At 59.9% G+C, this 22997-nt stretch carries 25 protein-coding genes; 12 read left to right on the top strand and 13 right to left on the bottom strand.

The window, feature by feature from the left end:
- Positions 1-6: 6 nt before the first annotated feature.
- Positions 7-291: a membrane protein gene (locus FB009_RS24070; protein WP_011975943.1), complete on the bottom strand. Its 285-nt coding sequence runs from the start codon at positions 289-291 to the stop codon at positions 7-9.
- 37 nt (positions 292-328) lie between these two features.
- Positions 329-610 carry a membrane protein gene (locus FB009_RS24065; RefSeq protein WP_011975942.1) on the bottom strand — a complete coding sequence of 94 codons (282 nt, stop codon included), beginning with the start codon at positions 608-610 and terminating at the stop codon, positions 329-331.
- Positions 611-1142: 532 nt separating this feature from the next.
- Between FB009_RS24065 and FB009_RS24060 the strand changes: the two genes are divergently transcribed.
- The 4 genes from FB009_RS24060 to FB009_RS24045 all read left to right on the top strand — a co-directional run bounded on the left by FB009_RS24060 (position 1143) and on the right by FB009_RS24045 (position 6988).
- On the top strand, positions 1143-2918 hold the full coding sequence (locus FB009_RS24060) for an SLC13 family permease (RefSeq protein WP_145161997.1): 1776 nt from the start codon (positions 1143-1145) through the stop codon (positions 2916-2918).
- Between the two features lie 142 nt (positions 2919-3060).
- Complete coding sequence (locus tag FB009_RS24055) at positions 3061-3624, top strand: DUF924 family protein (RefSeq protein ID WP_011975940.1); 564 nt, start codon at positions 3061-3063, stop codon at positions 3622-3624.
- 193 nt (positions 3625-3817) lie between these two features.
- Positions 3818-4279: a GFA family protein gene (locus tag FB009_RS24050; RefSeq protein ID WP_011975939.1), complete on the top strand. Its 462-nt coding sequence runs from the start codon at positions 3818-3820 to the stop codon at positions 4277-4279.
- A 129-nt stretch (positions 4280-4408) separates the two neighbouring features.
- Entirely contained in the window at positions 4409-6988 is a 2580-nt protein-coding gene (locus FB009_RS24045; protein WP_011975938.1) for a mechanosensitive ion channel family protein, read from the top strand.
- Between the two features lie 145 nt (positions 6989-7133).
- Here the strand turns inward: FB009_RS24045 and FB009_RS24040 are convergent, their stop codons facing one another.
- Positions 7134-7772 carry a TerC family protein gene (locus tag FB009_RS24040; protein WP_011975937.1) on the bottom strand — a complete coding sequence of 213 codons (639 nt, stop codon included), beginning with the start codon at positions 7770-7772 and terminating at the stop codon, positions 7134-7136.
- Positions 7773-8088: 316 nt separating this feature from the next.
- Between FB009_RS24040 and FB009_RS24035 the strand changes: the two genes are divergently transcribed.
- Positions 8089-8352 (top strand): hypothetical protein, encoded by a 264-nt coding sequence (locus FB009_RS24035; protein ID WP_018012378.1) that lies wholly within the window; start codon positions 8089-8091, stop codon positions 8350-8352.
- Positions 8353-8463: 111 nt separating this feature from the next.
- Here FB009_RS24035 and FB009_RS24030 read toward each other — a convergent pair whose 3' ends face one another.
- A complete protein-coding gene (locus FB009_RS24030) occupies positions 8464-9123 on the bottom strand; it encodes a dihydrofolate reductase family protein (protein WP_011975935.1) in 660 nt (219 codons plus the stop codon).
- Between the two features lie 310 nt (positions 9124-9433).
- Between FB009_RS24030 and FB009_RS24025 the strand changes: the two genes are divergently transcribed.
- Complete coding sequence (locus tag FB009_RS24025; RefSeq protein ID WP_011975934.1) at positions 9434-11047, top strand: SMc04171 family calcium-binding repeat protein; 1614 nt, start codon at positions 9434-9436, stop codon at positions 11045-11047.
- Positions 11048-11221: 174 nt separating this feature from the next.
- Positions 11222-12046, top strand: coding sequence for a response regulator (locus tag FB009_RS24020; RefSeq protein ID WP_024311622.1), 825 nt, complete (start codon positions 11222-11224; stop codon positions 12044-12046).
- Positions 12047-12210: 164 nt separating this feature from the next.
- Here FB009_RS24020 and FB009_RS24015 read toward each other — a convergent pair whose 3' ends face one another.
- Positions 12211-12567 (bottom strand): hypothetical protein, encoded by a 357-nt coding sequence (locus FB009_RS24015; RefSeq protein WP_024311621.1) that lies wholly within the window; start codon positions 12565-12567, stop codon positions 12211-12213.
- 32 nt (positions 12568-12599) lie between these two features.
- Positions 12600-13604 carry a GlxA family transcriptional regulator gene (locus tag FB009_RS24010; RefSeq protein WP_024311620.1) on the bottom strand — a complete coding sequence of 335 codons (1005 nt, stop codon included), beginning with the start codon at positions 13602-13604 and terminating at the stop codon, positions 12600-12602.
- A 490-nt stretch (positions 13605-14094) separates the two neighbouring features.
- Here FB009_RS24010 and FB009_RS24005 point away from each other — a divergent pair, with 490 nt between their 5' ends.
- Positions 14095-14367, top strand: a complete 273-nt coding sequence (locus FB009_RS24005) for a metal/formaldehyde-sensitive transcriptional repressor (protein WP_011975931.1) — start codon at positions 14095-14097, stop codon at positions 14365-14367.
- The gene (gene dmeF / locus FB009_RS24000; protein ID WP_011975930.1) at positions 14364-15335 is read left to right on the top strand and encodes a CDF family Co(II)/Ni(II) efflux transporter DmeF; all 972 of its coding nucleotides are present in this window, start codon (positions 14364-14366) and stop codon (positions 15333-15335) included. The genes FB009_RS24005 and dmeF overlap by 4 nt, the downstream gene beginning before the upstream one ends.
- Before the next feature lie 22 nt (positions 15336-15357).
- Here the strand turns inward: dmeF and FB009_RS23995 are convergent, their stop codons facing one another.
- Positions 15358-15957 carry a YdeI/OmpD-associated family protein gene (locus tag FB009_RS23995; RefSeq protein WP_011975929.1) on the bottom strand — a complete coding sequence of 200 codons (600 nt, stop codon included), beginning with the start codon at positions 15955-15957 and terminating at the stop codon, positions 15358-15360.
- Positions 15958-16172: 215 nt separating this feature from the next.
- Between FB009_RS23995 and FB009_RS23990 the strand changes: the two genes are divergently transcribed.
- Positions 16173-17036: an alpha/beta fold hydrolase gene (locus FB009_RS23990; protein ID WP_127581353.1), complete on the top strand. Its 864-nt coding sequence runs from the start codon at positions 16173-16175 to the stop codon at positions 17034-17036.
- A 119-nt stretch (positions 17037-17155) separates the two neighbouring features.
- Here FB009_RS23990 and FB009_RS23985 read toward each other — a convergent pair whose 3' ends face one another.
- A complete protein-coding gene (locus FB009_RS23985) occupies positions 17156-17356 on the bottom strand; it encodes a hypothetical protein (RefSeq protein WP_011975927.1) in 201 nt (66 codons plus the stop codon).
- Positions 17357-17451: 95 nt separating this feature from the next.
- Complete coding sequence (locus tag FB009_RS33975) at positions 17452-17721, bottom strand: hypothetical protein (protein ID WP_375714203.1); 270 nt, start codon at positions 17719-17721, stop codon at positions 17452-17454.
- Between FB009_RS33975 and FB009_RS32820 the strand changes: the two genes are divergently transcribed.
- Both FB009_RS32820 and FB009_RS23975 read left to right on the top strand, forming a co-directional pair.
- Entirely contained in the window at positions 17630-17917 is a 288-nt protein-coding gene (locus FB009_RS32820; RefSeq protein WP_153321230.1) for a hypothetical protein, read from the top strand. The two genes, FB009_RS33975 and FB009_RS32820, sit on opposite strands and share 92 nt — an antisense overlap.
- A 14-nt stretch (positions 17918-17931) precedes the next feature.
- Positions 17932-18828, top strand: coding sequence for a LysR substrate-binding domain-containing protein (locus FB009_RS23975; RefSeq protein WP_011975926.1), 897 nt, complete (start codon positions 17932-17934; stop codon positions 18826-18828).
- A 30-nt stretch (positions 18829-18858) separates the two neighbouring features.
- On the opposite strand, the gene FB009_RS23970 is transcribed toward FB009_RS23975, so the two are convergent.
- From FB009_RS23970 to FB009_RS23955, 4 genes are all read right to left on the bottom strand, one after another.
- Positions 18859-19521: a phosphotransferase-like protein gene (locus FB009_RS23970; RefSeq protein ID WP_018012387.1), complete on the bottom strand. Its 663-nt coding sequence runs from the start codon at positions 19519-19521 to the stop codon at positions 18859-18861.
- Positions 19522-19614: 93 nt separating this feature from the next.
- Positions 19615-21666 carry an ASKHA domain-containing protein gene (locus tag FB009_RS23965; RefSeq protein WP_011975924.1) on the bottom strand — a complete coding sequence of 684 codons (2052 nt, stop codon included), beginning with the start codon at positions 21664-21666 and terminating at the stop codon, positions 19615-19617.
- A gap of 19 nt (positions 21667-21685) precedes the next feature.
- Positions 21686-22024, bottom strand: coding sequence for a hypothetical protein (locus FB009_RS23960; RefSeq protein WP_011975923.1), 339 nt, complete (start codon positions 22022-22024; stop codon positions 21686-21688).
- Position 22025: 1 nt separating this feature from the next.
- Entirely contained in the window at positions 22026-22985 is a 960-nt protein-coding gene (locus FB009_RS23955; protein WP_020487353.1) for a methyltetrahydrofolate cobalamin methyltransferase, read from the bottom strand.
- Between the last annotated feature and the right edge of the window lie 12 nt (positions 22986-22997).

Below are 22997 nucleotides of genomic sequence, written 5' to 3'. Positions count from 1 at the left end.
ACCAACTCAGTCGTCCCCGAAAAGGGGGAGATCACGGTAACGGCGGCTTACCAGCCGCAACGACCGGTCCGGCTCGATGACGTAGGTTTCGTAGACCCGGCGGCCGAACCGGTCGATGAACTGGTGCGGTACGACGCTGCCGACGGGCGCCTTGGTGAGCCTGGTGCGCGGCTGGCCACCATAGGTGATGCTGCCGGGGATCGGCTCCAGATAGGCGGAATAGCCCACCGAGGTCGATTCGCAGCCGCTCAAGAGCATGAGCGCGCACAGGACAGGAAGAGCGTATTTCATGACGATCCTCGCCACTTGTGTGTATGCACGCCGCCGTTCAGTCGCTGAAGATGTCGTAATCTATGCGGCGGCTGGTCAGTCGCAGCGAACGGTCCGGATTAATGACATAGGTTTCGTAAACCCGATGACCATAGGTGTCGAAGAACTGATGCGGCACCATGCTGCCGACCGGGGCCTTCGTCAGCTTCGTGCGCGGCTGACCACCATAGGTGATGCTGCCCGGCATCGGTTCCAGGTTGGGGCCGTAGCCGACCGTTTGCGTCGATGTGCAGGCGCCGAGCGCCAGGACTACGCAGAAGGGAAGTAAAGCGATTCTCATCATAAACCTCCAGCACGACGGCTTTCAGAGCATTTTCCGTTAAAGCATTTATCCGTTTCTCCGAAGGCGGGCTGCCCGAATGTTTCTTCCAAGCAATTTTGAATGGAAGACCGTTGCGCGCTGACGCAACTCTACCACGCACATGAACGCGCCGGCCCGTTCAATCCTTGCGGATTTCCTAAATCTGTTCCGACCGGAAGAAAGATGCGGTAGGCTGCGGATTGCATCGCGTGACAGATCATGTACATGCTTGGCCCATATGAGTTACATCGGCTTAGACCTTACTCGACGACGAGAAGAAAAAGCAGGACATTCCGCGTGCTTGCGGCGACCTCTCGCGTTTCGCGGGGGATTTTGCGATTTTTCGATTGCATAGGCAGGAATCTTTGAAGGATGTAATGGCCGAGCCCTGCCCATGCCCGCGGGAACTCATGCGTACCTTCCGAGGGTATCGCGCGCTTGGTTCGGCGTTGGTGCGTGGGTCCGCAAACACTACCCGGTTCCCTGACGAGTCGCTGCTTAGGTACGATCTATGACCGCCGAACAGTCCCTTTCGTTTATCGTGCTCGGCATCATGATGATCTTCTTCATGTGGGGGCGGTTTCGCTACGATATCGTGGCCTGCTCGGCGCTGATGCTCGCCGTTGCCGTCGGCATCGTTCCCTTCGATCACGCCTTTGACGGGTTCAGCGACGATATCGTCATCATCGTCGGCAGCGCGCTCATCGTCAGCGCGGGCGTGGCGCGTTCGGGGGTGGTCGATGCCGCCATCCAGCGCTTTCTGCCGGAGCTGCAGTCCGTGAGGGCGCAGCTTGCTCTTCTTGTGGTCACGGTGACCATTCTTTCAGCCTTCATAAAGAACATAGGCGCGCTTGCGATCATGATTCCGGTCGCGTTCCAGTTCGCGCGTCGCTCGAAAGTGCAGCCTTCAATATTTTTGATGCCGATGGCGTTCGGATCGCTGATCGGCGGGCTGATGACGCAGGTCGGCACATCGCCGAACGTGGTCGTGTCGCGGGTGCGTGCGGATCTCACGGGTGAGAGCTTCACCATGTTCGACTTCACGCCCGTCGGTGCTTCGCTGGCTCTGGTCGGCGCGGTGTTCCTGCTGTTCGGTTACAAGCTGGTGCCGGAGCGGAAGAGTCAGCAGGTCGGCATGGATCAGGCGGTCGAGATCACCGACTATACGTCCGAGGCGGTGGTTCCTGCCGGTTCGCCTGTCATCGGCAAGCCGCTCAGCAATCTGGTCAAGATCGGCGACGGAGGAGCGGTCGTGATCGCCGTCTTCCGTCGCGGCACGCATCTGGCGCCCTTGCCCGACGTCGTCATCGAGCTGGACGATATTCTACTGCTCGAAGGTGGTCCTGCGGCGCTCGATCGCATCGTTTCCCAAGCGAAACTCAAGATTTCCGGCGATCGCTCGCCGATGCCGAACGACAAGGCGAAAGCCGATACCGAAGCAATCGAGGCGGTGATCGCCACCGGTTCCCCCCTTATCGGCATGTCGGCGCAGCGCCTGGCGCTCTTCAACAATCACAACATCAACCTCTTGGCCGTCAGTCGCCAGGGCGAACGGTTGAAACAGAGGCTTGGCAGCATCCGGCTGCGCGCCGGCGATATCGTCGTGCTGCAGGGCACCCGCAGGGAGTTGCCCTCGTTTCTTCAGGACTTCGGCTGCCTGCCGCTCGCGCAACGGGAAATCCTGCTGGGCACCATCCGCCGTGCCACCGTGCCCCTGCTTGTGCTGGCGACCGCGATGGGCGCGACCGCGCTGGGCATCGTACCTGTGCAGATCGCATTTTTTGCTGCCGCGCTTGCCATGGTGGTGTTTCGCGTTATTCCGCTACGCGACGTCTACCGTGCGGTGGACGGACCGATCCTGGTCATGCTTGCCGCGCTCATCCCGGTCAGCGACACGTTACGCACGACAGGCGGTTCGGATCTGATCGCGGGGTGGCTGAGCGGGATGGCTGCTGATCTCCCTCCTGCCGGGGCGCTTGCCATCATGGTCGTGGCTGCCATGGCGGTCACCCCCTTCCTCAATAATGCCGCTACGGTTCTCGTCATGGCCCCCATAGCGGCCAGTTTTGCGACGGCGCTCGATTACAGGCCGGACGCCTTCCTGATGGCAGTTGCGATCGGCGCCGGCTCGGACTTCCTCACCCCGATCGGCCACCAGTGCAATACGCTGGTGATGGGACCCGGCGGCTACCGCTTCAGCGACTACCCGCGACTGGGGCTACCGCTCTCTATCGTCATCGTGATCGTCGCGGTGCCGATGCTGATGTGGATTTGGCCCCTGCGCTAAAAGGGGATAGAAAAACTGCGCGCGGTTTTTCTATAGTCGTGAGCACGTCCGAGGCCAGGCTCTCGCCAAGTTGCAAGTATCCGGTGGAAACGGCATGATCGGACCAGAAATTGCATAGGCAGCAGGGAGGCGCGAGAGCGTGATGGTGGTTGGCGAAACCGAGATATGCACGCCGGAAGAGGTGCTGAAGTTCTGGTTTACGGAACTGTCCTACGACCACTGGTTCACGCCGGATCCAGAGATCGACCAGCGATGCGCACAGCGATTTCAAGCGTCGCATCTGGCCTTGTCCCGAAAGCTCGACCATGCCTGGCGCGAGACGCCGCATAACTGGCTCGCCGCCGTCATCCTTTTCGATCAGTTGCCGCGCAACATGTATCGCGGGTCGCCGCTGGCCTTTGCCACGGATTGCCTTGCCTTACGCGAGGCGAAGCTCGCCATCGGCGCGAGTGCCGATATGGCGGTACCCAGGGAATGGCGAACTTTCTTCTATATGCCCTTCGAGCACTCCGAAAATCTGACGGACCAGACCATGTCGGTCAAGTTGTTCACCGAACTTGGAGACGCCAACTACCTCGACTATGCGATCCGACATCGGGACGTGATCGAGCGTTTCGGCCGGTTTCCCCATCGGAACGAAATCGTGGCACGCACTTCCTCAGCGGCCGAGGAGGAATATCTCGCCCAGCCAGGCGCCGGATTCTAGGTATTTCCGCCCTTTCCGTATCGCCAAAGCCGCCTATCCCATTGTTTTTACGCAATCCGGACGCAAAACCGCTACACAGTTTTGTTGAAATTGTTCTAGATGCGAGCTCTCTCCATGTGAGAGATGGTTTGCCGCTTAACGGCGATCGGGCTGACATGCATCGCGACGGACATCTGCGTAACAGGAGGAAGCCATGAGTGCTGGAGAACTGCCCTGGCATGGGGGGTGTCGCTGCGGGCAGGTGCGCATCAAAGTGAATGCGCGGCCGCTGGTCACCATGGCGTGTCATTGCACGGGCTGCCAGCGAATGACCAGCAGTGCGTTCTCGCTGAGCATTGCCATACCGAGCGAAGGGTTCGAGGTCACGAGCGGCGAGCCGGTCATCGGTGGCCTTCACGGTGCGACTCGCCACTATTTTTGCCCTCACTGCATGAGTTGGATGTTCACGCGCCCAGAAGGCATGGACTGGTTCGTGAATCTTCGAGCAACTCTGCTCGATGATGCCCGCTGGTACAGGCCTTTCATCGAGACCTGGACATGCGAGAAACTCCCCTGGGCGAACACATCCGCCATTCATAGCTACAAGGCGCTGCCACCGCTGGAAGATTTCGAACAGTTGCTCGCGGACTATGCCAGGTATTTCGAAGAGAATTGAACCGCCGAGCGGCCGGGTCCGCCCAGTCTCGCAGAGTTTGCATCATTTTGCCGTTATGCGTGCCCAGATCAGTGAGCTGGCGGAGCCTGGAGCGGTTCTGATCGCGCGGGATTGTCGAAGGATAGGAAATTGCATCTCCTCGAAAATGTGAGGGCTTTTTCAATCGCCCTATTTCTCGGTTTGCTGGCTCTCGGTGCGCTGACGCTCGCAGCCGACGGACCCGCGGTTGCGCAGGAATCCGAGCCGAGCGCTCGGCAAAGCCGGCCAGCAGAACCGGCAGTACCCATCCAGCCGGCCCAGTCCTCCCAGCCCGCGCCGCAAGCTGCACCGACAGGACCCGCTGCGGGGACCGGAGGCGATCAGCCGTCTGCCGCCGCATCGCCGGTATTGCAGCAGGCGGAGGATCAGCTTGCCCAGGCGGATCGAGAGCTGAAGCGGATCACTGAGCGGACCAACGCCGTCGAAGACGACGATGCCATGCTCGCGGAACTCAGGGCGCAGGTCGACGAGCTTTCAAAGCAGATCATTGCGGCCTCTGTTCCCACCCGTCCGAGGCTCGATGAAATAAAGGCGAGGCTGACGGAGCTCGGCGACCCGCCCGGTGAGGGACAGCCGCCGGAAGACGCGGTCATCACCGATGAACGCAAACGTCTCCTTGCCGAGCGTGGCGCGATCAATGCTCTGACGGGGAGGGCGGAGAATCTCTCGATCGAGGCGAGGAAACTTGCCAACAGAATTACCGCGACACGCCGGGCGATCTTCTCCAATACCCTGCTGAGACATACCGATGTTTCGGTAGAGATGTTGAGCGAGGCCGCCACGGCAACGCTCCATGAAGCGATGGCCCTGTCGCGAAGCATCGGCGGGTGGCTGACATTCGCCTGGAACTACAAACGCGTGCCTTTGCTGAGCGCTCTCTTTCTCTCCCTATGCGCGGCGCTGCTCTTTCTCGTTGGCGGTTACAGGCTTTTTTCGCCAGTGCTGATGCGTCCCGAGGAGGCGGACGAGCCGACCTACTTCCGGCGGCTTTCGCTGGCGTTCTGGTCGACGCTCATTCCGACCGTGGCACTCGCCGCATTTGCCATGTCGAGCTATTTCTTCCTCAGCAGCTTCAATATCCTGCGTCCTGATATCGCGCCCATTATCGCGATCACACTTGCCATGGGCGTCGTACTGTTCTTCATAGCCAGGCTTGCCAGCGCCGTTCTGTCGCCGAGCCGGTCGAGCTGGCGGCTTGTACGTGTTTCGGACCGTGGCGCGAAGATGTTGATGGTGCCGATTTTTGCCATGGCGCTCGTCAACGGCCTCGACTATCTGCTCGGCAGCATCAGCGAGTCTCTCGGCTCTCCGGTGGTGCTGACGATTGCCAAGAGCTTCGTGGCATCTATCATCATCGGTCTCATTCTGATGTCGATGGCGTGGATCCGGCCCGTGCTAAGGGGCGATGAGCCCTATGATGCACCGGGACATCCCTGGCCGCGGGTGATTTCGTTCTCCTTCCTTCTGCTTGGTGCGGCCCTCATCGCGACCGCTTTGTCGGGCTATGTCGGCCTGGCACGCTTCATCGCGACGCAGATCACAGTGACAAGCGCGATCCTGGTCACTGTCTATATCGGTCTCCTGACGGGGAAGTCGGTGTCCAGACAGGGCGCTTTCGCCGAAACGGTTGCCGGGCGGTATCTGGAACGCCGCTTCCAGCTGGAGCCGGTCGCGCTCGATCAGTTCGGCCTCTTTGCCGGCCTCGGCATCTATGTGCTCGTTCTGGCGTTCTTCATCCCGCTCATATTGTTGCAGTGGGGCTTCAAGACCGCCGACATCGAATCCTGGACTTACCGTGTGCTGACGGAAATCAGGGTCGGTACGATCACGATTTCGCTGGTTGGCATTCTCGCGGGGATACTGCTCTTCGCACTCGGATTTCTCGTCACACGCTGGGTTCAGCGTTGGATCGACCGCAATGTCATGGCGCGTAGCCGGGTCGACGCAGGCGTGCGCAACTCCATTCGTACCGGAATCGGCTATATGGGTGTGGGCGTTGCCGGGCTTATCGGCCTGTCCGCCGCAGGCATTGATCTTTCGAGCCTAGCCCTGGTGGCCGGCGCTCTCTCCCTCGGCGTCGGTTTCGGCCTGCAGAACATCGTCTCCAACTTCGTTTCCGGTCTGATCCTTCTCGTGGAGCGTCCCTTCAAGGTAGGCGACTGGATCGTCAGCGGCACGACCGAAGGCTTCGTGCGGCGTATCTCCGTCCGCGCAACCGAAATCGAGACCTTTCAACACCAGTCGATCATGATGCCGAACTCGTTGCTCATCAACGCCTCGGTCGGAAACTGGACTCATCGGAACAAGCTCGGCCGGTCGGAAATTGCAGTAACGGTTACCTATGACAGCGACCCGCGGCGGATAATCGAACTGCTGCACGACATCGCCGCGGCTCATCCGATGGTGCTCAAAAATCCAGCCCCGAATGTCGGCTTCACCGCCTTCGGCGACGATCGAATGACGTTTGAGTTGCGCATCTATGTCGCTGACGTGCTGACGGCCGGTGGCGTGCGCAACGATCTTCGTGTCTCGATCTACGAGCGCTTTCGCGACGAGGGTATAGGGGCGCCGTTCCCGATGAAGATCGAGGACATTACGCCTGAAGAAGAAGTCGAAGGCGCGAACGAAGAACCTTCGGTTGTCGACGAAGAGAAGGTCCGATCTGGCTGAAGCGAAGCGCAGGACGCCAGCGCCCCGAAACTTCGACTGCTCAATAGAGTGAGGGAGGAGCGGTAATGCCGCTTCTCCCTGCACATCCGGCCTGGATCCGGCCAGCCGCCTCTTGTTTGCACGCGGCTCAGCTTACAGACGTGATCTAGAGACCAGCCAGCGCCTGCGCCACCGGCACGACATGTGGCCAGACCTCCAGCGCGCCGCGGTAGATCATATCAAGAGCGACGTAGAGAATGATCGCCAGACCGATATAAGCGATCCAGTGATAGCGGCCGAGCAGACGCGCGATGAAGCTCGCGGCGATACCCATCATTGCGATGGAGAGCGCAAGACCAAAGACGAGCACGGTTGGATGCTCGCGGGCGGCCCCGGCGACGGCAAGAACGTTGTCGAGCGACATGGAGACATCTGCGATGACGATCTGGGTTGCCGCCTGTCTGAAAGTCTTTCTAGGGCCCGAATTGTCCGCGTTCTCGAGGTCGCCAAGTTCGTGCCCGCCTGAGCGAAGCTCGCGCCACATCTTCCAGCAGACCCAAAGCAGAAGGAGGCCACCGGCAAGCAGAAGTCCGATGATTGCAAGAAGCTGGACCGTGAAGATGGCGAGCACAATGCGAAGCACGGTGGCGGCGAGAATGCCGACGAGAATGGCCTTCTTGCGTTGCTCCAGCGGCAAGCCGGCTGCGGCAAGGCCGATGACGACCGCATTGTCGCCGGCGAGCACCAGGTCGATCACAATGACCTGCAGCAACGCCGTCAGGCCGGCGGAAGTGAAAATCTCCATATCTGGTAACCCTTTTTGTACCGAGACGCCGGCGGCGTCGAAAACGCATAGACCGTGAACAATCGACGGATCAAGTGGGCCGGGACAACTAATAGGTTTTTCGCACAGGCAGCACATCGCAACACATAGGATCGATTACGCTCTGTCGCGTGCCCTCTGAAGCGGATCGGGGCTCTGCATTGTTTTTCCCCGTGAGGTTTACGCCTCGCGAATTTCTGCGGTAGGCTGGTTGCGGCTAGAGGGGTGGCTGGCGTCTTCACGTGAATGGAAGGCGGCCGGCCAAAATGGGGACGGCGCGCTTGCGCGCCGAAATGCAATGAAAACATCTGCTATCATTATTGCGTCCGCCGTGCTGTCAGCCGGCGGCGCCAATTCGGCGACCGTGACAAACAAGGACGGCGAGGCTGCTGTTCTGGTGATCGTCGAAGGGGACAGCCGAGTAGAGATGGCACTCAATGCGGGCGCGACGGAAACGTTCTGCCTGAGCGGCTGCTTCCTCACCACTCCAAGCGGCGACCGGGTTGGCCTTCAAGGCGACGAGACAGTGGAAATTGTCGAGGGCTCCGTCGTCGTGAAATAGCTTCGCCCGGAAAGGCGTTTGCGTCAGTCGGACGAGCTTGAGCCGTGCCGCAAGACCGCGGGGCCGAAGCCCCGCGTCGACGATCCGCGACCGCACGGCGGAGTGGCCAGATCAGGTCAATTTTCTTCGCCGCTCCAGTTCCGCCGCGGTCGGCTGCTCGAACTCAAACGATCCCGTAACGACCGGGCCGTTGCGGACGTATTTGCTGATCGTGACGCCGGTCCCGGAGACTTTCGAGCCCACGAGTTTCAAAGCCATCGGCACGGCGCCATCACCGAAGAGCCGCTTGCCCTTTCCGAGCACGATCGGAAAGCATGAGATGTGCAGCTCGTCTACGAGATCATTGCGAAACAAGGTCTGCAGGAAATCGGTCGATCCCTGCGTCAACAGGTCGGCGCCTTCCTCACTTTTCAACTCACCGAGCGCTGCAACCGTATCGGAGCCGAGAGGGCGGCTATTCTGCCAATCGAGTTTCAGACTGGGGTTGCGCGTTGCGACATATTTGGTGATCCGGTCAAAGAGCGGTCCGATCGGATCGCCGGAGCCCGCATAGGGCCAATGTGCGGCGAAGATGTCATAGGTCTTCCGTCCAAGCAGTAGATCGAACGGGTTCGAAAACATCTCGCCCACCGCCTGTCCCATGGTCTCGTCAAAATACGGGGCTGCCCAGCCGCCATGGTAGAAGCCGCCGACGGGATCCTCGTGCGGTCCGCCGGGTGCCTGCATGATGCCGTCGAGGCTTATGAATGCGCCAACGATGATCTTTCTCATTCGGGTTCTCCTCGATTGTGTTACCCAGCCTAGGACGCAGCAGTCGGGCCGGTTCCGACATCGGGCGTAAGACTCGCAGGCGCCAAGCTGCTCCAAAGGGACAACGTTCAGCGGCACTTCATTGCCTTCTTGGTTGCGCCTTCCGGGATAGGTGCGGGGGGTATACGCAGTCTACACCTGCGAGTAACTTAATTATATATTTGAAGTAATTTAATGTATATTATCACCAGTATTTATTTTTGATTGCATCTCGATTTTTCTTTAAGCAATAATATTAATCTCATGCTTCGCATTCAGGGGGAAGAGCGACATGACCACAGTAGTGGGCACGGCCGGAGTCGATATACTGGTTGGAACAGAGGAGAAGGACCGCATTTGGGGCCTTGCAGGCGCGGATGATATCGAGGCCGGTGGCGGCGACGATCTCGTCGACGGTGGCGCCGGGGACGATCGTCTGGCAAGTACGAGCGGATACGACCGCCTCGACGGCGGCGAGGGGGATGATCAAATAACCCTGATCGGTACCGGCGGCGCGGTTACGGGCGGGGCCGGTACCGATACGTTGGTGATCGACCTTGCGAACGTCAGCACTTCCGTCCGGTTCAGCGGCGAGCACGGTCACGGCATCATCGGCTACAACACGTCAGACTGGGAGCATATATTCTTCAACCGCATCGAAAGGCTAGTGCTGACCACCGGCAGCGGCAATGACCGAATATTCGGCGCCTCGACTGATGATATCATCTCGACCGGTGGTGGTAACGACATTGTCGGGCCGTATGGCACCGACGGCGATGACGGCACAAGCATGCAGGGCGACGACACGATCAACACTGGCACCGGGGGCGACATCATCAATGACACTGTTGGCTCGAACCGGATTTTTGCCGGTGACCATGACGACATCATCTTTACGACGCTTTCTTCCACGGTGATCGACGGCGGGACCGGCTGGGACAGACTCACCCTGCTCGATGAAGAAAGAACCGGGGACGTGACCCTCGATTTTGCGCGGGGATTCGCCTCGACGGGTACTCTGATCAACGGCATCGAGGTCGCCAACATCAATCTCGGTAATGGCAGCGACACGCTGATCGCCGGCAATCTCCTTTCGCTCAGCGCTCATCTGGGCGAAGGTGACAATTACGCAGCCGGCAGCAGCGGCAGGGATTACATCGCTTCCGGGAGCGGAGACGATGCCCTCTATGGCGACAGTGGCGACGACATCCTGATCAGCAACGGCGGTAATGACGTGCTCGTCGGGGGCGATGGGAACGACGAGATTCATGACTCGGGATCGCGCTTCGATGACGGTGACACGTATATTGACGGCGGCTCCGGCGACGATCTCATCCAGATGGTTGCGCCCTCCGGCTTCATCGATGGCGGCGCCGGCAGCGATACATTGCGCGTCGTCGGCCCTCTGACGGGCACACATTTCGATGCCTCGACGGGCATGCTGGGCACTTCTCTTGTCTTTACCAATATCGAGAGGTTCGAACTTTCCGGCGACTCAGGGGACGATACAATCCGCACGCTTGGAGGCGACGATCAGCTCGCCGGCAATGAGGGTAACGACCGGCTCGACGGAGGAGCCGGCAAGGATGTGCTCTGGGGCGGGGGCGGTGACGATGTGATGACGGGCGGCGCCGGTGCCGATACCTACCTCTGGTCTTCGGACACGTTTTCGTTCTCGGGTGTCGACCGCATTACCGATTTCGATTTCGACGGCGGGGATGTGCTGCGCTTTATCGGCAATGCATCGGATTCGACACGAATCGAGAGCTTCGCCGATCTGGTTGCTGCTGCGACCGAGACGGACGACGGGCTCTATATCGCCTTCAACGGGTCCGACAATTTCGGACTGTTCCTGGACAACGTTGCGCTTCAAGACCTTTCCGCGGACGATATCGTTTTTGTCTGAGAGCCCGAGCAGCTTCTTGAATCGCTGATTGGTACACAACGGCCGCTTTTCGGCGGCCGGGGTATGCAATCCATCCGCGGTTTGTGTCGATATCGGCGCTGGCCGCTATTAACACCGAATAAATTCTTTTGCCGCTACGGTGTCATGCGGGGACAATCTTTTCATAGGCGATAAATGTCATTCTTCGGCGTTTCCGGAATGTACTATTCCGGCGAATCCCTTGGCGAGCACCGGATCGTGCTTGCCGAGGACTCCCATCTCTTTGCCTCAATGGTCTCAAAGCGGTTGAAGGAGCTTTTCGACATCGACGTCATCGTCTGTCGCGACTATGAGGACCTGCTGTTCGCGGTCGAAAACGCTTCTTTCGCGCCGTCTCTTGCCATTTCCAATATCAATCTCCCTGGCGCGGAGAACGGGGAGGCGCTCACCTATCTGATCGATATGAGCGTACCGACGGTCGTCTTCACCGGCTCGTTCCAGGAGAGCACGCGCGAGGCCATTCTCGCGAAGGATATTGTAGACTACGTGATTAAGGACAGCGTCTTTGCCGTCGACATGCTGGCGGAATCCGTCTGCCGATTCCTGACCAATCAGCAGCACCACGTTTTGATCGTCGACGATAGCCCAACCGCACGAGCCGTTCTGACGACGCAGTTGAAGCGCCACAACTTCCGCACGAGCACGGCGGAAAGCGGATTCGCCGCGCTGGAAATCCTGAAGAACAATTCGGACATTGCCCTCGTCATTACCGACTACAATATGCCGGATATCGATGGATTCGAGCTTACGCGTCGGATCCGAGCAGCGCACGGCCCACATCAGGTACGCATCATCGGCGTGTCGTCGTCGATGGATCGGCTGCTCTCTGCGCGCTTCCTCAAAGCCGGCGGCAACGATTTTGTCGTCCGGCCCTTCGTAAACGAGGAATTCTACTGCCGCGTCAACCAGAACCTCGATACGCTGACCAAGATAAAAACACTGAACGCGAGGGCGGGATGAGGGAAGCGTGCGGTTTTCCGGCCGCATCCCGCATCTCATCTTGTTGAAATCGATTACGGCTTGAAGGTCGACGGCCGATTTCGGAGGAGTTGGATCTCGGCTTGAGAACGACAGCATCAAACGCTCGTCGGCTCACAGCAAAAAATCGCCGGCTGTCAAGCTCTTCAAGCCGGAAAGCTCAATCTGGAAATCGGCGCGGCCGTCTCCGTTGAGATCGCCATAGACAACCGTCTTGTCGTCGGCGGTGCCCGCGGGATTGAAGGTTTTATAAATGAGTTCGCCCGCGTGGCGCGAAGCGGCGCATCCGCGCCGCTCAACGACAAAAGGGTGGCGCCCTGGGCGTCGTTGGCGATGGAAAGTGTAGCGACCTTCAAGGCGATCCCCGTCGACGTATTTTCAGCGATACGGGTGTGCTGCACGACCGCGCTGCCGCAGCCGGAAGCAAAACCCGCTTTCTGCTCCCTACCTGTTTTGGACGAACGACCGCGCGATTCGCCCTGACTCAATGGAAACGAGGACATTTCAGGCCGTTTCCGCCTTAAATCATCGTGGTCTACCGCGCCATCTGTAACGTCAGCTTGCGTTCGGCGCGTTCCTGTTGCGGCGAGCGGTTGTAGAGCTCCCGATAACACTTCGAAAAATGTGAAGCGGATACGAAACCGCAGGCCACAGCGACTTCCACGACCGGCATGGAAGACTGGATAAGCAGATGCCGGGCGCGATCGAGGCGAATCTCGAGATAGTAGCGGGCTGGCGACCGTCCCATTTCCTGGCGGAAGAGCCGCTCGATCTGACGGCGGGACAGGTCGGCGCTCTCCGCTATCTCAAGGAGGGACAGCGGTTCGGAAAGGTTGCTTTCCATCAGTTCGATGATCGAAAGGACCTTGGAGTTCTGAACGCCAAGGCGTGCTCTCAGTGGCAGCCGCTGCCGGTCGTGCGGCCCGCGCACGCGGTCGGTCAGCGCCTGCTCGCAGACGCGGTTGACGAGGTTCTCGCCGAAATCCTGATCGATCAGGTTCAGCATCATGTCGAGCGAAGCGGTGCCGCCGGCGCAGGTATAGATGTTGCCGTCGATCTCATAGAGGTCCGCATATACGTCGGCCTGAGGGAAGCTCTCGGAGAAGCCTGGTAGGTTTTCCCAATGGATCGCGCAGCGCTTGCCCGTGAGCAGGCCCGCCGAAGCGAGCACGTGGGCGCCGGTACAGAGACTGCCGACCGCAATGCCGCGGTTGTAGGCCTCGCGCAGCCAAGCATTTACCGACTTGTTCTGGAAGTCTTCGACATAGACGCCCGAACAGACCAGAACCATCGAGGGCCGGTTCTCTCCACCGAGATATTTGCGCTCGTCGGCAAGCGAGGTGTTGACTTCGAGCGCAATGCCCGCCGACGAATAGACCTTCTGGCCGTCGGTCGAAGCGAGGCGCCAGGTATAGGCCTCGTAACCGAGCATGCGATTGGCAATGCGCAGTGTTTCGATCGCGGCCGAGAAGGGTAGCATCGAAAAATTCGGCACCAGAAAGAAGACGAGCGAACGCTTCTTCGTCAGCGGTTTGTGCATAAAACCTCCCATGCTGAAGGGCGTTGCAATCAATCGAGTTCATGCGCGCGCTTCAGATCATTGCTTCTGTGCAAGTCGTCAGCCCCAAACCGCTGCGCACTCATGGGCGACATGCATCAAGGCTTACATATTCGTCGCTTGGAATATGCGCTTCAGCTTGTCGAATTACGACATTCGCATGGAAAGCCGCGACTGGAAAGAAATTTTGCTTGCGACATGCATGGGCCGGGAGCCCGTTGCGGGCTCGACCCGGTGGTTGTGTGAAATGCGACAATATCGGGGAGGCGCATGCCGCAATAGAGCAAAAACAACGCTGATTGACCCGATGCAGCCCATGCGAGCTAAAGTTGCGGCTGTGCCGATTGCGACTCCTGGGCTCGGCGGCTTTCGCATGTCGGAATCTGACAATCGACGGATCGCGGCTCGGCGGCAATGCAGCCGTCAGCCGACGGCTTGCATAGACGGCAAAGATAGGGTACCCCCCTATGCTATGTCACACACGAACAGAGATCAGGCAAAGTTGCTCGCCCGTATCCGCCGACTCAAGGGTCAGATGGAGGCTGTCGAACGCGCGCTCGATGCGGGCCAGTCATGCGGCGACATTCTCAATCTCGTCGCCTCCGTTCGCGGAGCGGTCAACGGGCTGACGGTCGAGCTGATAGAGGACCATATCCGAGGGCACGTCGCCGGCCATGATACGCAGGTCGAGCGCGAAGAAGGTGCTGCCGAACTGATTGAAATCGTCAGGAGATACCTGAAATGACCGATATCCATTCACCGGCGCCTGCCGCCCACGATCATGTGTTTCTCGGCGACAATCACCAGCGCAATGAAAGGCGAACGTGGTTCGTCATTGCGCTCACCGCGGGAATGATGGTCGCGGAAATCGCCGCGGGTACCTTCTACGGCTCGATGGCTCTGGTCGCCGACGGCTGGCACATGTCGACGCATGCTGCAGCTCTGCTGATTGCGGCGCTCGCCTATCTCTATGCGCGGCGAAACGCCCGCAACCCCCGGTTTACATTCGGTACCGGCAAACTCGGCGACCTTGCTGGTTTTTCCAGTGCGATCGTACTTGCCCTGATCGCTCTGCTCATCGGCTGGGAAAGTCTTCTCCGGCTGGCCAATCCGGTGGCGATCAGTTTTCCGCAGGCCATTTCGGTAGCCGTGCTTGGGCTTGTGGTCAATCTCGTCTGTGCCTGGCTGCTTCGCGAGGACCATTCGCATCACCACCATGGTCACCATCACCACCACGGCCACGGGCACGATCACGATCACGGACACCACCACACCGCCGCCCAAGCCCGGGACAACAACCTGCGTGCCGCCTATCTGCATGTGCTGGCGGATGCGCTGACCTCGGTTCTTGCGATTGTCGCGCTCGCAGCCGGCAGCGTCTACGGCTGGATATGGCTCGACCCGCTGATGGGTATTGTCGGCGCTCTGGTGATTGCCCGCTGGTCCATGGGGCTGATCCGGGATAGCGGCAGCGTGCTGCTGGATTATATCCAGGCGGGCGAGGATCTGCCGGACGAGATACGTGCGGTAATCGAAAAGGACGGGGATCGGATTACGGATCTGCACGTGTGGCAGCTTGGGCCCGGTCACCATGGCGCCATCGTTTCGCTGGTGACGAAAAACCCGCAGAGCCCGTCGATCTACCGCCGGAAGCTTCAGCATATCCACGAGCTTTCACATGTGACGGTCGAGGTCGAGCCTCTGGCTGCGTGAAGCGCCGTCTGTCTCCCAGATACTATCGAGCTTTGCGCCGCGGGTAGGGCGTCTCGCCCCGGCTCAGCATCCCGACATATTTATCGATGCGCGCAGCGCGCGTCTCAGCCTTCTTCGCGTCGTGAATGCGGAATAGGATGGCGTAGCGGTTCCGGCTGTCGAGATCGTCGAACAGCAACTTCGCGGCTGCATTCTGCGCGAGCGCATCATGAAGGTCGTCAGGCACGGTGGCCTTGCTCGGCGGCGGGGCAGCGGCATCCCACCGGCCGTCGGCCTTGGCGCGCTCCACTTCGGCAAGGCCGCGGGGGGCCATGCGCCCTTCGGCAATCAATTCCATCGCTCGAGCGCAATTGACCTGCGACCATCTGCTGCGCGCCCGACGCGGCGTGTACTTGTTCAAGAAATAGTCGCCGTCGGCTCCCAGTCGCTGACCATCGATCCAGCCATGACAGAGCGCTACGTCGAGTGCCTCTCTCGGCGTAAGGCTTGCTATTCCGGACGCTTTTCTCGCGAATTTCACCCAAAGGCCTTGGGACGCGGGGCCCTGCTTTGCCATCCATGTCTCGAAGGCCTTCGCGTCCACGAAATGAATCACGGGCAATTGAATTTCTTTTTCACTCATGAGAATCACCAATCTGCTGAAAGATCTCGGATCGAACCGAGTTTTACGAAAGCAAAAACATGTGGCGACGCCAGATACACGTTTCTACCAGAAGGTAAGCAGCGAGAGGACGCGCAGCCGCTGAGAAAATTCCGGGCTTGATGTCGGGGAGCGGGAACCTCGCTCGTCTTATCGTAGACGCCGGCATAGGTCGGGTGAAAATCGAGGAGAGACAGATGTTCCGCACTATACTGTTCACCGTAGCTCTGCTTGTTGCAGGAACCACACTTGCCCAATCCGAACCGGCGGGCGATAGGGTCAGCGTCAATGGCATGGAGATGTATTTCGAGGTTTCGGGCGAAGGCGATCCCTTGATCGTCCTGCATGGCGCCTACATGAACATTCCGTCTATGGGTGCCATTATCCCGAAGCTCGCAGAGACCCACAAGGTCTATGCAATCGAATTCCAAGGTCACGGCCGCACCACGGATATCGATCGGCCGATCACCTATTCCAATCTGGCCGACGACGTCGCAGCCTTCATGGATGCCGTGCAGATCGAGAAGGCGGACGTTTTCGGCTACTCCATGGGCGCCGGTGCCGGCCTGCAGCTTGCCATTCGCCATCCGGGTAAAGTGAAGAAGCTCGCCGCCGCCTCCGTAGCCTATGATGCCGAGGGCTGGCAACCGGAGTTCAAGGCCTTCATTCCCCAGATGTCCGTCGAGATGTTCGTCAACATGCCGTTCGCTGAGGATTATCGTAAGCTCGCGGCCAATCCCGACGGCTTTCCCGAACTCGTCAGGAAGCTGATAGCGCTCGAGAAGGAGCCCACGGCATGGGAGCCGGAGGTCAAGGCGCTGAAGACCCCGGTTCTCATCATCACCGGCGATGCGGATGTGGCGACGCTCGAACATTCGGTCGCGCTGTTCCGGCTGCTTGGCGGCGGCGTCATGGGCGACATGGGCAAACCGCTGCCGGCTTCGCGGCTCGCCGTGCTTCCGGCTACGTCGCATACAGCCGTCATAAGTCAGCCCGACCTTCTTCATGCGTTCGTCGAGCCTTTTTTGCAGGGCAAAACGCCGAAGGGGTTTTTCGAATAGGCAGCAACGCGCGAAGCAACAGTCGCCGGCAGGCATCAATGAAAAAGGGCATTCCGTTGGAATGCCCTATAGTTTGGTCTTGCGGTCAATGCCGGGAGGTTGGCATCTGCGGTCTTTATTCATTGTTCCGTCTTATGCGCCGCGTCATCGACGGAGGGGAAGCCGATATCCTTCAACGTGTCGTAGGAGAGGTTCTCCAGCACACGTTCGTTGCGATGCCGCTTCCAGGCGGCCCAGGCGCGAGCGCGCAGGTTAAAAAGGCCGGGCAAGGATGCAAGGCTCTGCCTCGAGGCGGACGACACATGTTCGTTCATAGACATTGCTGGTTCCTTCTGAGTTCCTCAAAAGGTCGCGACCATGGACGTTATGGTGCAACGCGATTGATCATTCAAACGAATATGTTTGATGTGATTCATCAAACATAATGATCGATTCCGCCCGCTACCGCCGGTCTATCAAATGCTGTGACAGGCTGGTGTTCCACGGGTAACAGGTCATTGCGGACCCGGCTCGGGAGTCTCGCCAATTGTCGGCGCGTTTCCACCCGATTCCTGACAAGGTTGCCAACGCGTCGTCGTTCAGCAATCCGTTCGATGAAAGACCGGGCATGCCACAGCAGTGTCAGTACGATGTCTCCTTCATCGATGAAGCGTTCCATGGTGCTGTCTAAGCTGCTGTTCAGTATCCAAGGCGCTTTACCGGCCGCTGCGGAGCTTGAGGTCCATCCTGTGCCGGGGGTGCCATTGTCAATCGCCAATGTCAGTGTGGACATAGCCTTCTCCTTGTCAGTGGGACTTTTCCCGTCGTTGCAGCTTGACTATCGCGCATGGCTGATGTTCAATCAAACGAAATGGAAGAATGTTATCATTCAGTTTTTCTGATCTAGGATGCCGCCATGAACATGATGATGCGCCATGCTCTTCCGCTGCTCGAAATGGATGTGCTCAAGACCTTCGTCGCCATTGCCGAGACCGGCAACTTCACGACTGCGGCGGAGACGGTCTACCGCACGCCCTCAGCTGTTTCCATGCAGATCAAGAAGCTCGAGGAAATGCTCGGCTGCACGTTGTTCCTGCGCGACGCCCGATCTGTCTCGCTTACTCCGAAGGGCGAACTCCTGCTCGGTTATGCCCGGCGGCTCCTGTCGCTGAACAATGAGACGGTGTCCCGCTTCCTGCTGCCCGACATGAACGGTGTTGTGCGGGTCGGTGCGCCGGAGGATGTCGGCGAACGAATCCTGCCGGCCGTGTTGAAGCGCTTTGCCGAGACTTATCCGAACGTCACCATCGACGTTTCGATCGGCATGAGCAATGCTATGCGCAAGCGGGTTGACGAGCATCGGTTGGATATCGCGGTGTACAACAGCCTATCGGACGAATCTTCGAAGGACGGCGAGATTCTGATGCAGGAGAAACTGGTCTGGGCCGGTGCGAAATGCGGAAACGCACATCTGCGCGATCCTCTGCCGGTTTCCATGTGGGAGGACGGCTGCGTCTGGCGCGCCGATGCGGTCGAGAAGCTGTCGCGCGCCGGCCGGAAGTTCCGCGTCGCATTTTTGAGTGCCTATACGACCGGACAGCGCGCCGCTGTCCTCGCCGGGCTCGCGATCGCACCGCTGCCGCGCTATCTCGTGCAGGGCGAAATGGTTCAACTCGGCGAGCGTGACGGCCTGCCGGATCTCGGTCACTACGACATTGGCCTCAAGGTCATCGAGGATGCGCCGGCGCCGGTTCTGGCGGTTGCGGAGCATGTTCGCGCCGCATTCGCCGAGCTGCAGATGCAGGCGGCATAGCGGCGGGCGGAACATGCCGGGAATGAACATTTAATCCGGCTGCGAACCCCTTGCGGTCGCGGCCAGTCGCTGGAATGCCGTCGGCGTGGTCGGCCCGGCATCCAGCCGCTTGCGGATGAGCGCGGCGCATTCCCCAGGCGTCATCATCGACGTATCGACCGCGAGATCGTAGATGCCGGGGCGATGCACCTCGCGCTGCCACGCGAGCACTTGGTGCGGAACGGGTTCGGACCCGCCACCGGTTAGATAGCGGCCTTCGCGACCGGGCTGCCCGCGATTGCGTCTCTCCATGATAGTCTCCACCCGGCAGCGCACTCCAACGAAGAGAACCGGCAGGCCCAGGAGCCGACGGGCACAGTCGGGAAGGATATTGCGAGGTTCGGCATAGGCGTCGTGGTGGCCCAAATCGGCGACGACATTCAGACCCAACCGGCTATGCGCGGCGATGGACTCGTAGAGGGCGGCATAGAAAACGGGTACCAGCGCTTCGATCTCAGGCAACTCACCGCCGGGCCGTAACCCTATGCCCGGCAGGTAGCGCGGAGGCGTGACCCGCTCCATATAGGTGTCGACGCCAAGGTTCATCCATGGACCGTCGAACGTCGCCTGGATCGCCTCCGCTATGCTAGACTTTCCGGATCGTGGCGCACCGTTGAGGATGACGATCTGTCCAGGATTGCAGCCGGTCTTCATCGAATCCCCTCGCTCGCCGAGGCAAGGCTGCTTTGCTGAAGGTGGCGACCTTGGCCCTATCCGGCAGTTCAAGGTGGTGGCGGCGCAGGGGGACTATTCCCTGTTGCGTCGCCGTCTGCGTCCACTTCCGTCGCCACCGTCATCGGTCAGCACCTTGCGTGCCGGCAAGGTAACCACTTCGGCGAGTTTCGGGAAGGCATCCACCTTGTTCGGCATCGCCATTGCGTTGACGAAATGCTCCTGAAATTTTGATTCAAGCGCCGTCTCTATCTTCTCGATTTTCCTCACGGTTTGCTCGATTTCGCGACGGTGTCCGCGATTGAGGAGCGCCATCAGCGCGCCGGTGCCGGCGGCATTGCCAACCGCCTTCACTTCCGTGAGGTCGCAATCGGGTATCAGGCCCAGCACCATGGCATATTTTGGATCGATGAAGGAGCCGAAGGCGCCGGCAAACCGGATCGTGTCGACGTGATCGACGCCCTGTTTCTCCATGAGCAGCTTAATTCCGGCATAGAGCGCCGACTTGGCGAGCTGGATCGCCCTGATGTCGTTCTGCGTCACGGTGATTCGTTGTGCGCCATCGTGCAGTAGGTAGGAAAAGGTGCGGCCGTTCGGGATGATGCGGGGGCTTTTCGCCGCCATTGCGCCGTCGACGACGCCGTCCTGCGAAATGATGCCCGTGAGGTACATCTCCGCCACGACCTCGATAATCGCCGAGCCGCAGATTCCAGTTACACCGACTGCCGCGGCGGCTTCGGCGAAACCTTCTTCGTCCGACCATTTATCGACACCGATCACCCGGAACCGCGGCTCCAAAGTCTCGGGATCGATGCGCACGCGCTCGATCGCCCCTGGTGCTGCACGTTGTCCGGAAGAAATCTCGGCCCCTTCAAACGCCGGGCCGGTCGGCGAGGAGGCCGCGACGACGCGCTCCTTGTTGCCGAGTACGATTTCGGCATTGGTCCCTACGTCGACCAGCAGCATCATGTTGTCCTGGCGGTGCGGCCCTTCGGAAAGTGTCGCACCTGCGGCATCCGCTCCGACATGGCCGGCGATACAGGGAAGCATATAGATGCGCGCGCCGCGGTTGACCTCGATGTCGATCTCATGCGCCCAATATTGTAGGGCACCGGAGACGGCGAGGGCAAATGGTGCCTGTCCGAGTTCTGTCGGATCAATCCCGAGAAACAGATGATGCATGATCGGATTGCCGACGAAGACCAGATCGAGGATGTCGTGGCGATCGACCTCGCCTTCGGCGCAAACCTTGCCGATGAGGTCGTTCACGGCGTCGCGCACGGCCTTGGTCATTGCCTCCCGGCCATCCGGGTTCATCATCACGTAAGAAACGCGGCTCATCAGATCCTCACCAAAGCGGATCTGCGGATTCGAGGTTCCCGAGGAGGCGGCTATACGTCCGGACAGCAGCGATACGAGATGCATCGCAATCGTCGTCGAGCCGATGTCGCAGGCGACGCCATATGCCTCGTTCTTCAGCCCCGGCCATAGCCCGACGATAAAGGGACGGGAGGAATCCATGTCGCGGTGGATTGCTGCGGTCACCGTCCAATTTCCCTTGCGCAATATGCCTTGCACCTGTGGGATGAGGTGTGGAGCGATCAGGAGATCCTTCCAGCCCCAGTCTTTCTCCAATACGGCCTTCATCCGATCGAAATCGCCGAGCGGCTTGTGCATATCCGGCTCGTCGATTTCGACATAACACAGTTGTACTGCAGCATTGCGCTCGATAACGCGGTCGGTCGCGGCCTTGCGCACCACCTGAGCGTTGATGACTGTGTCCTGCGGCACGTCTATGACGAGATCGCCGAGGATCTGGGCCGAGCACGATAGGCGGCGGCCGTCGGGCAATTGACGTACGCTGGCGTAACGCTGCTCCTTGGGCCCGAATGGCGAGATATGGTCGTTGGAAGAGACGATTTTGTGCTTGGCGAAATTGCCTTCCTGGACGGACACCTGGCACCGCCCGCAGGTGGCGCGACCGCCGCAGACGCTTTCGACATAGACCCCGAGCGAGCGAGCGGCATCGAGGATCGGCGTGCCAACCGGGAAGCGGCCGCGTTTGCCCGATGGCATGAAGAGCACCAGCGGTTCGTTCTTTTCGTCCTTCGAAGGCACGTTCAACATTTTCTATCTCGCCAGCAGATTATTTCGCCAGCCGGCGGGCGTTAGCCCGCACGCGCTTGGCATAGGGCCGAACAACCGCCGCCGCTATTCGGTTGTGCGCGGCGGCAGAGTTCATCTTTCCGGTGGCAAGTGCCGCGGCGGCACCCATTCCTTCCTTCACCAGGGCGACATTGACGGCGGCGACGCTTTCTGCGGCGGCAGCCATCTTTTCGGTCACCATCCGGCTCGCTTCGACGTAATCGGTCGTGGAGCCGGTCATCGCGGCCACCGCCATCGCCTGCGTGCGCGCGGCGATGACCATCGGCGCCTGAAACCAGAGTGCAATCAGATCGCTTGTGAAGGAGTGATGCTTTGCCATTTTATTCCGCCCGAGCGATGCCGGCGCGGGCTGCGCGGCCTCCGCGCCGTCCTCCGGATGCCGACGGGGCAGCGGCCGCCACGGCGTGGCCTCCTTCGGCCGGCTTGTGGTCGCGATAGGTCATGATCCAGTTCGTGCAGTTCGGGTCGGTGCCGTTAAGCACGTTGGCCGCGCGAACCGCCTCCATCTCCTGCGGGCGGCAGGGGTTCATGATTGCCGAGGTCATGCCGGCACCGATAACCATCGGAATGAAGCCGGCATTGATGCCGTGGCGGTGCGGCAGGCCGAAGGAGATGTTGGAGAGGCCGCAGGTCGTGTTGACCTTCAGCTCCTCGCGCAGGCGGCGCAGAAGCGCGAAGACCTGCCGGCCGGCATCGCCCAGGGCCCCGATGGGCATGACGAGCGGATCGACGACGATATCGTGGGGCTTGATCCCGTGGTCCATGGCGCGCTCAACGATCTTCTTGGCGACCGCAAAGCGAACGTCCGGATCCATGGAAATGCCGGTTTCGTCGTTGGAGATGGCTACGACGGGGACGTCGTATTTCTTGATGAGCGGCAGGATCGCTTCCAGCTTCTCTTCTTCGCCGGTGACCGAGTTCACCAGCGGGCGGCCCTTGGCGACACGCAAGCCCGCCTCGATGGCTGCGGTCACCGAGCTGTCGATCGACAGCGGTACGTCGACGAGGCCTTGGACGATCTCGAGTGTTTTGACGAGGAGCGGAGGCTCGGTCTCGTTCGGGTTGACGGCTGTCACGCCCGCATTGACGTCGAGCATCGTAGCTCCGGCGGCGACCTGCTCCAGCGCATCCTTGATCACTGTGTCGAAGTTGCCTTCGAGCATTTCGGCGGCGAGCTTCTTTCGGCCGGTCGGATTGATGCGTTCGCCGATGACGCAGAAGGGCTGGTCGAAGCCGATCACGATCTCACGGGTGGCGGAGGCGACGATGGTGCGAGTCATATAAGATCCTCT

The sequence above is a fragment of the Sinorhizobium medicae genome (genome assembly GCF_007827695.1).
Classification (GTDB): Bacteria; Pseudomonadota; Alphaproteobacteria; order Rhizobiales; family Rhizobiaceae; genus Sinorhizobium; species Sinorhizobium medicae.
The sequence above is the reverse complement of the archived record's forward strand: the minus strand, read 5'-3'. Positions and strand labels throughout refer to the sequence as shown.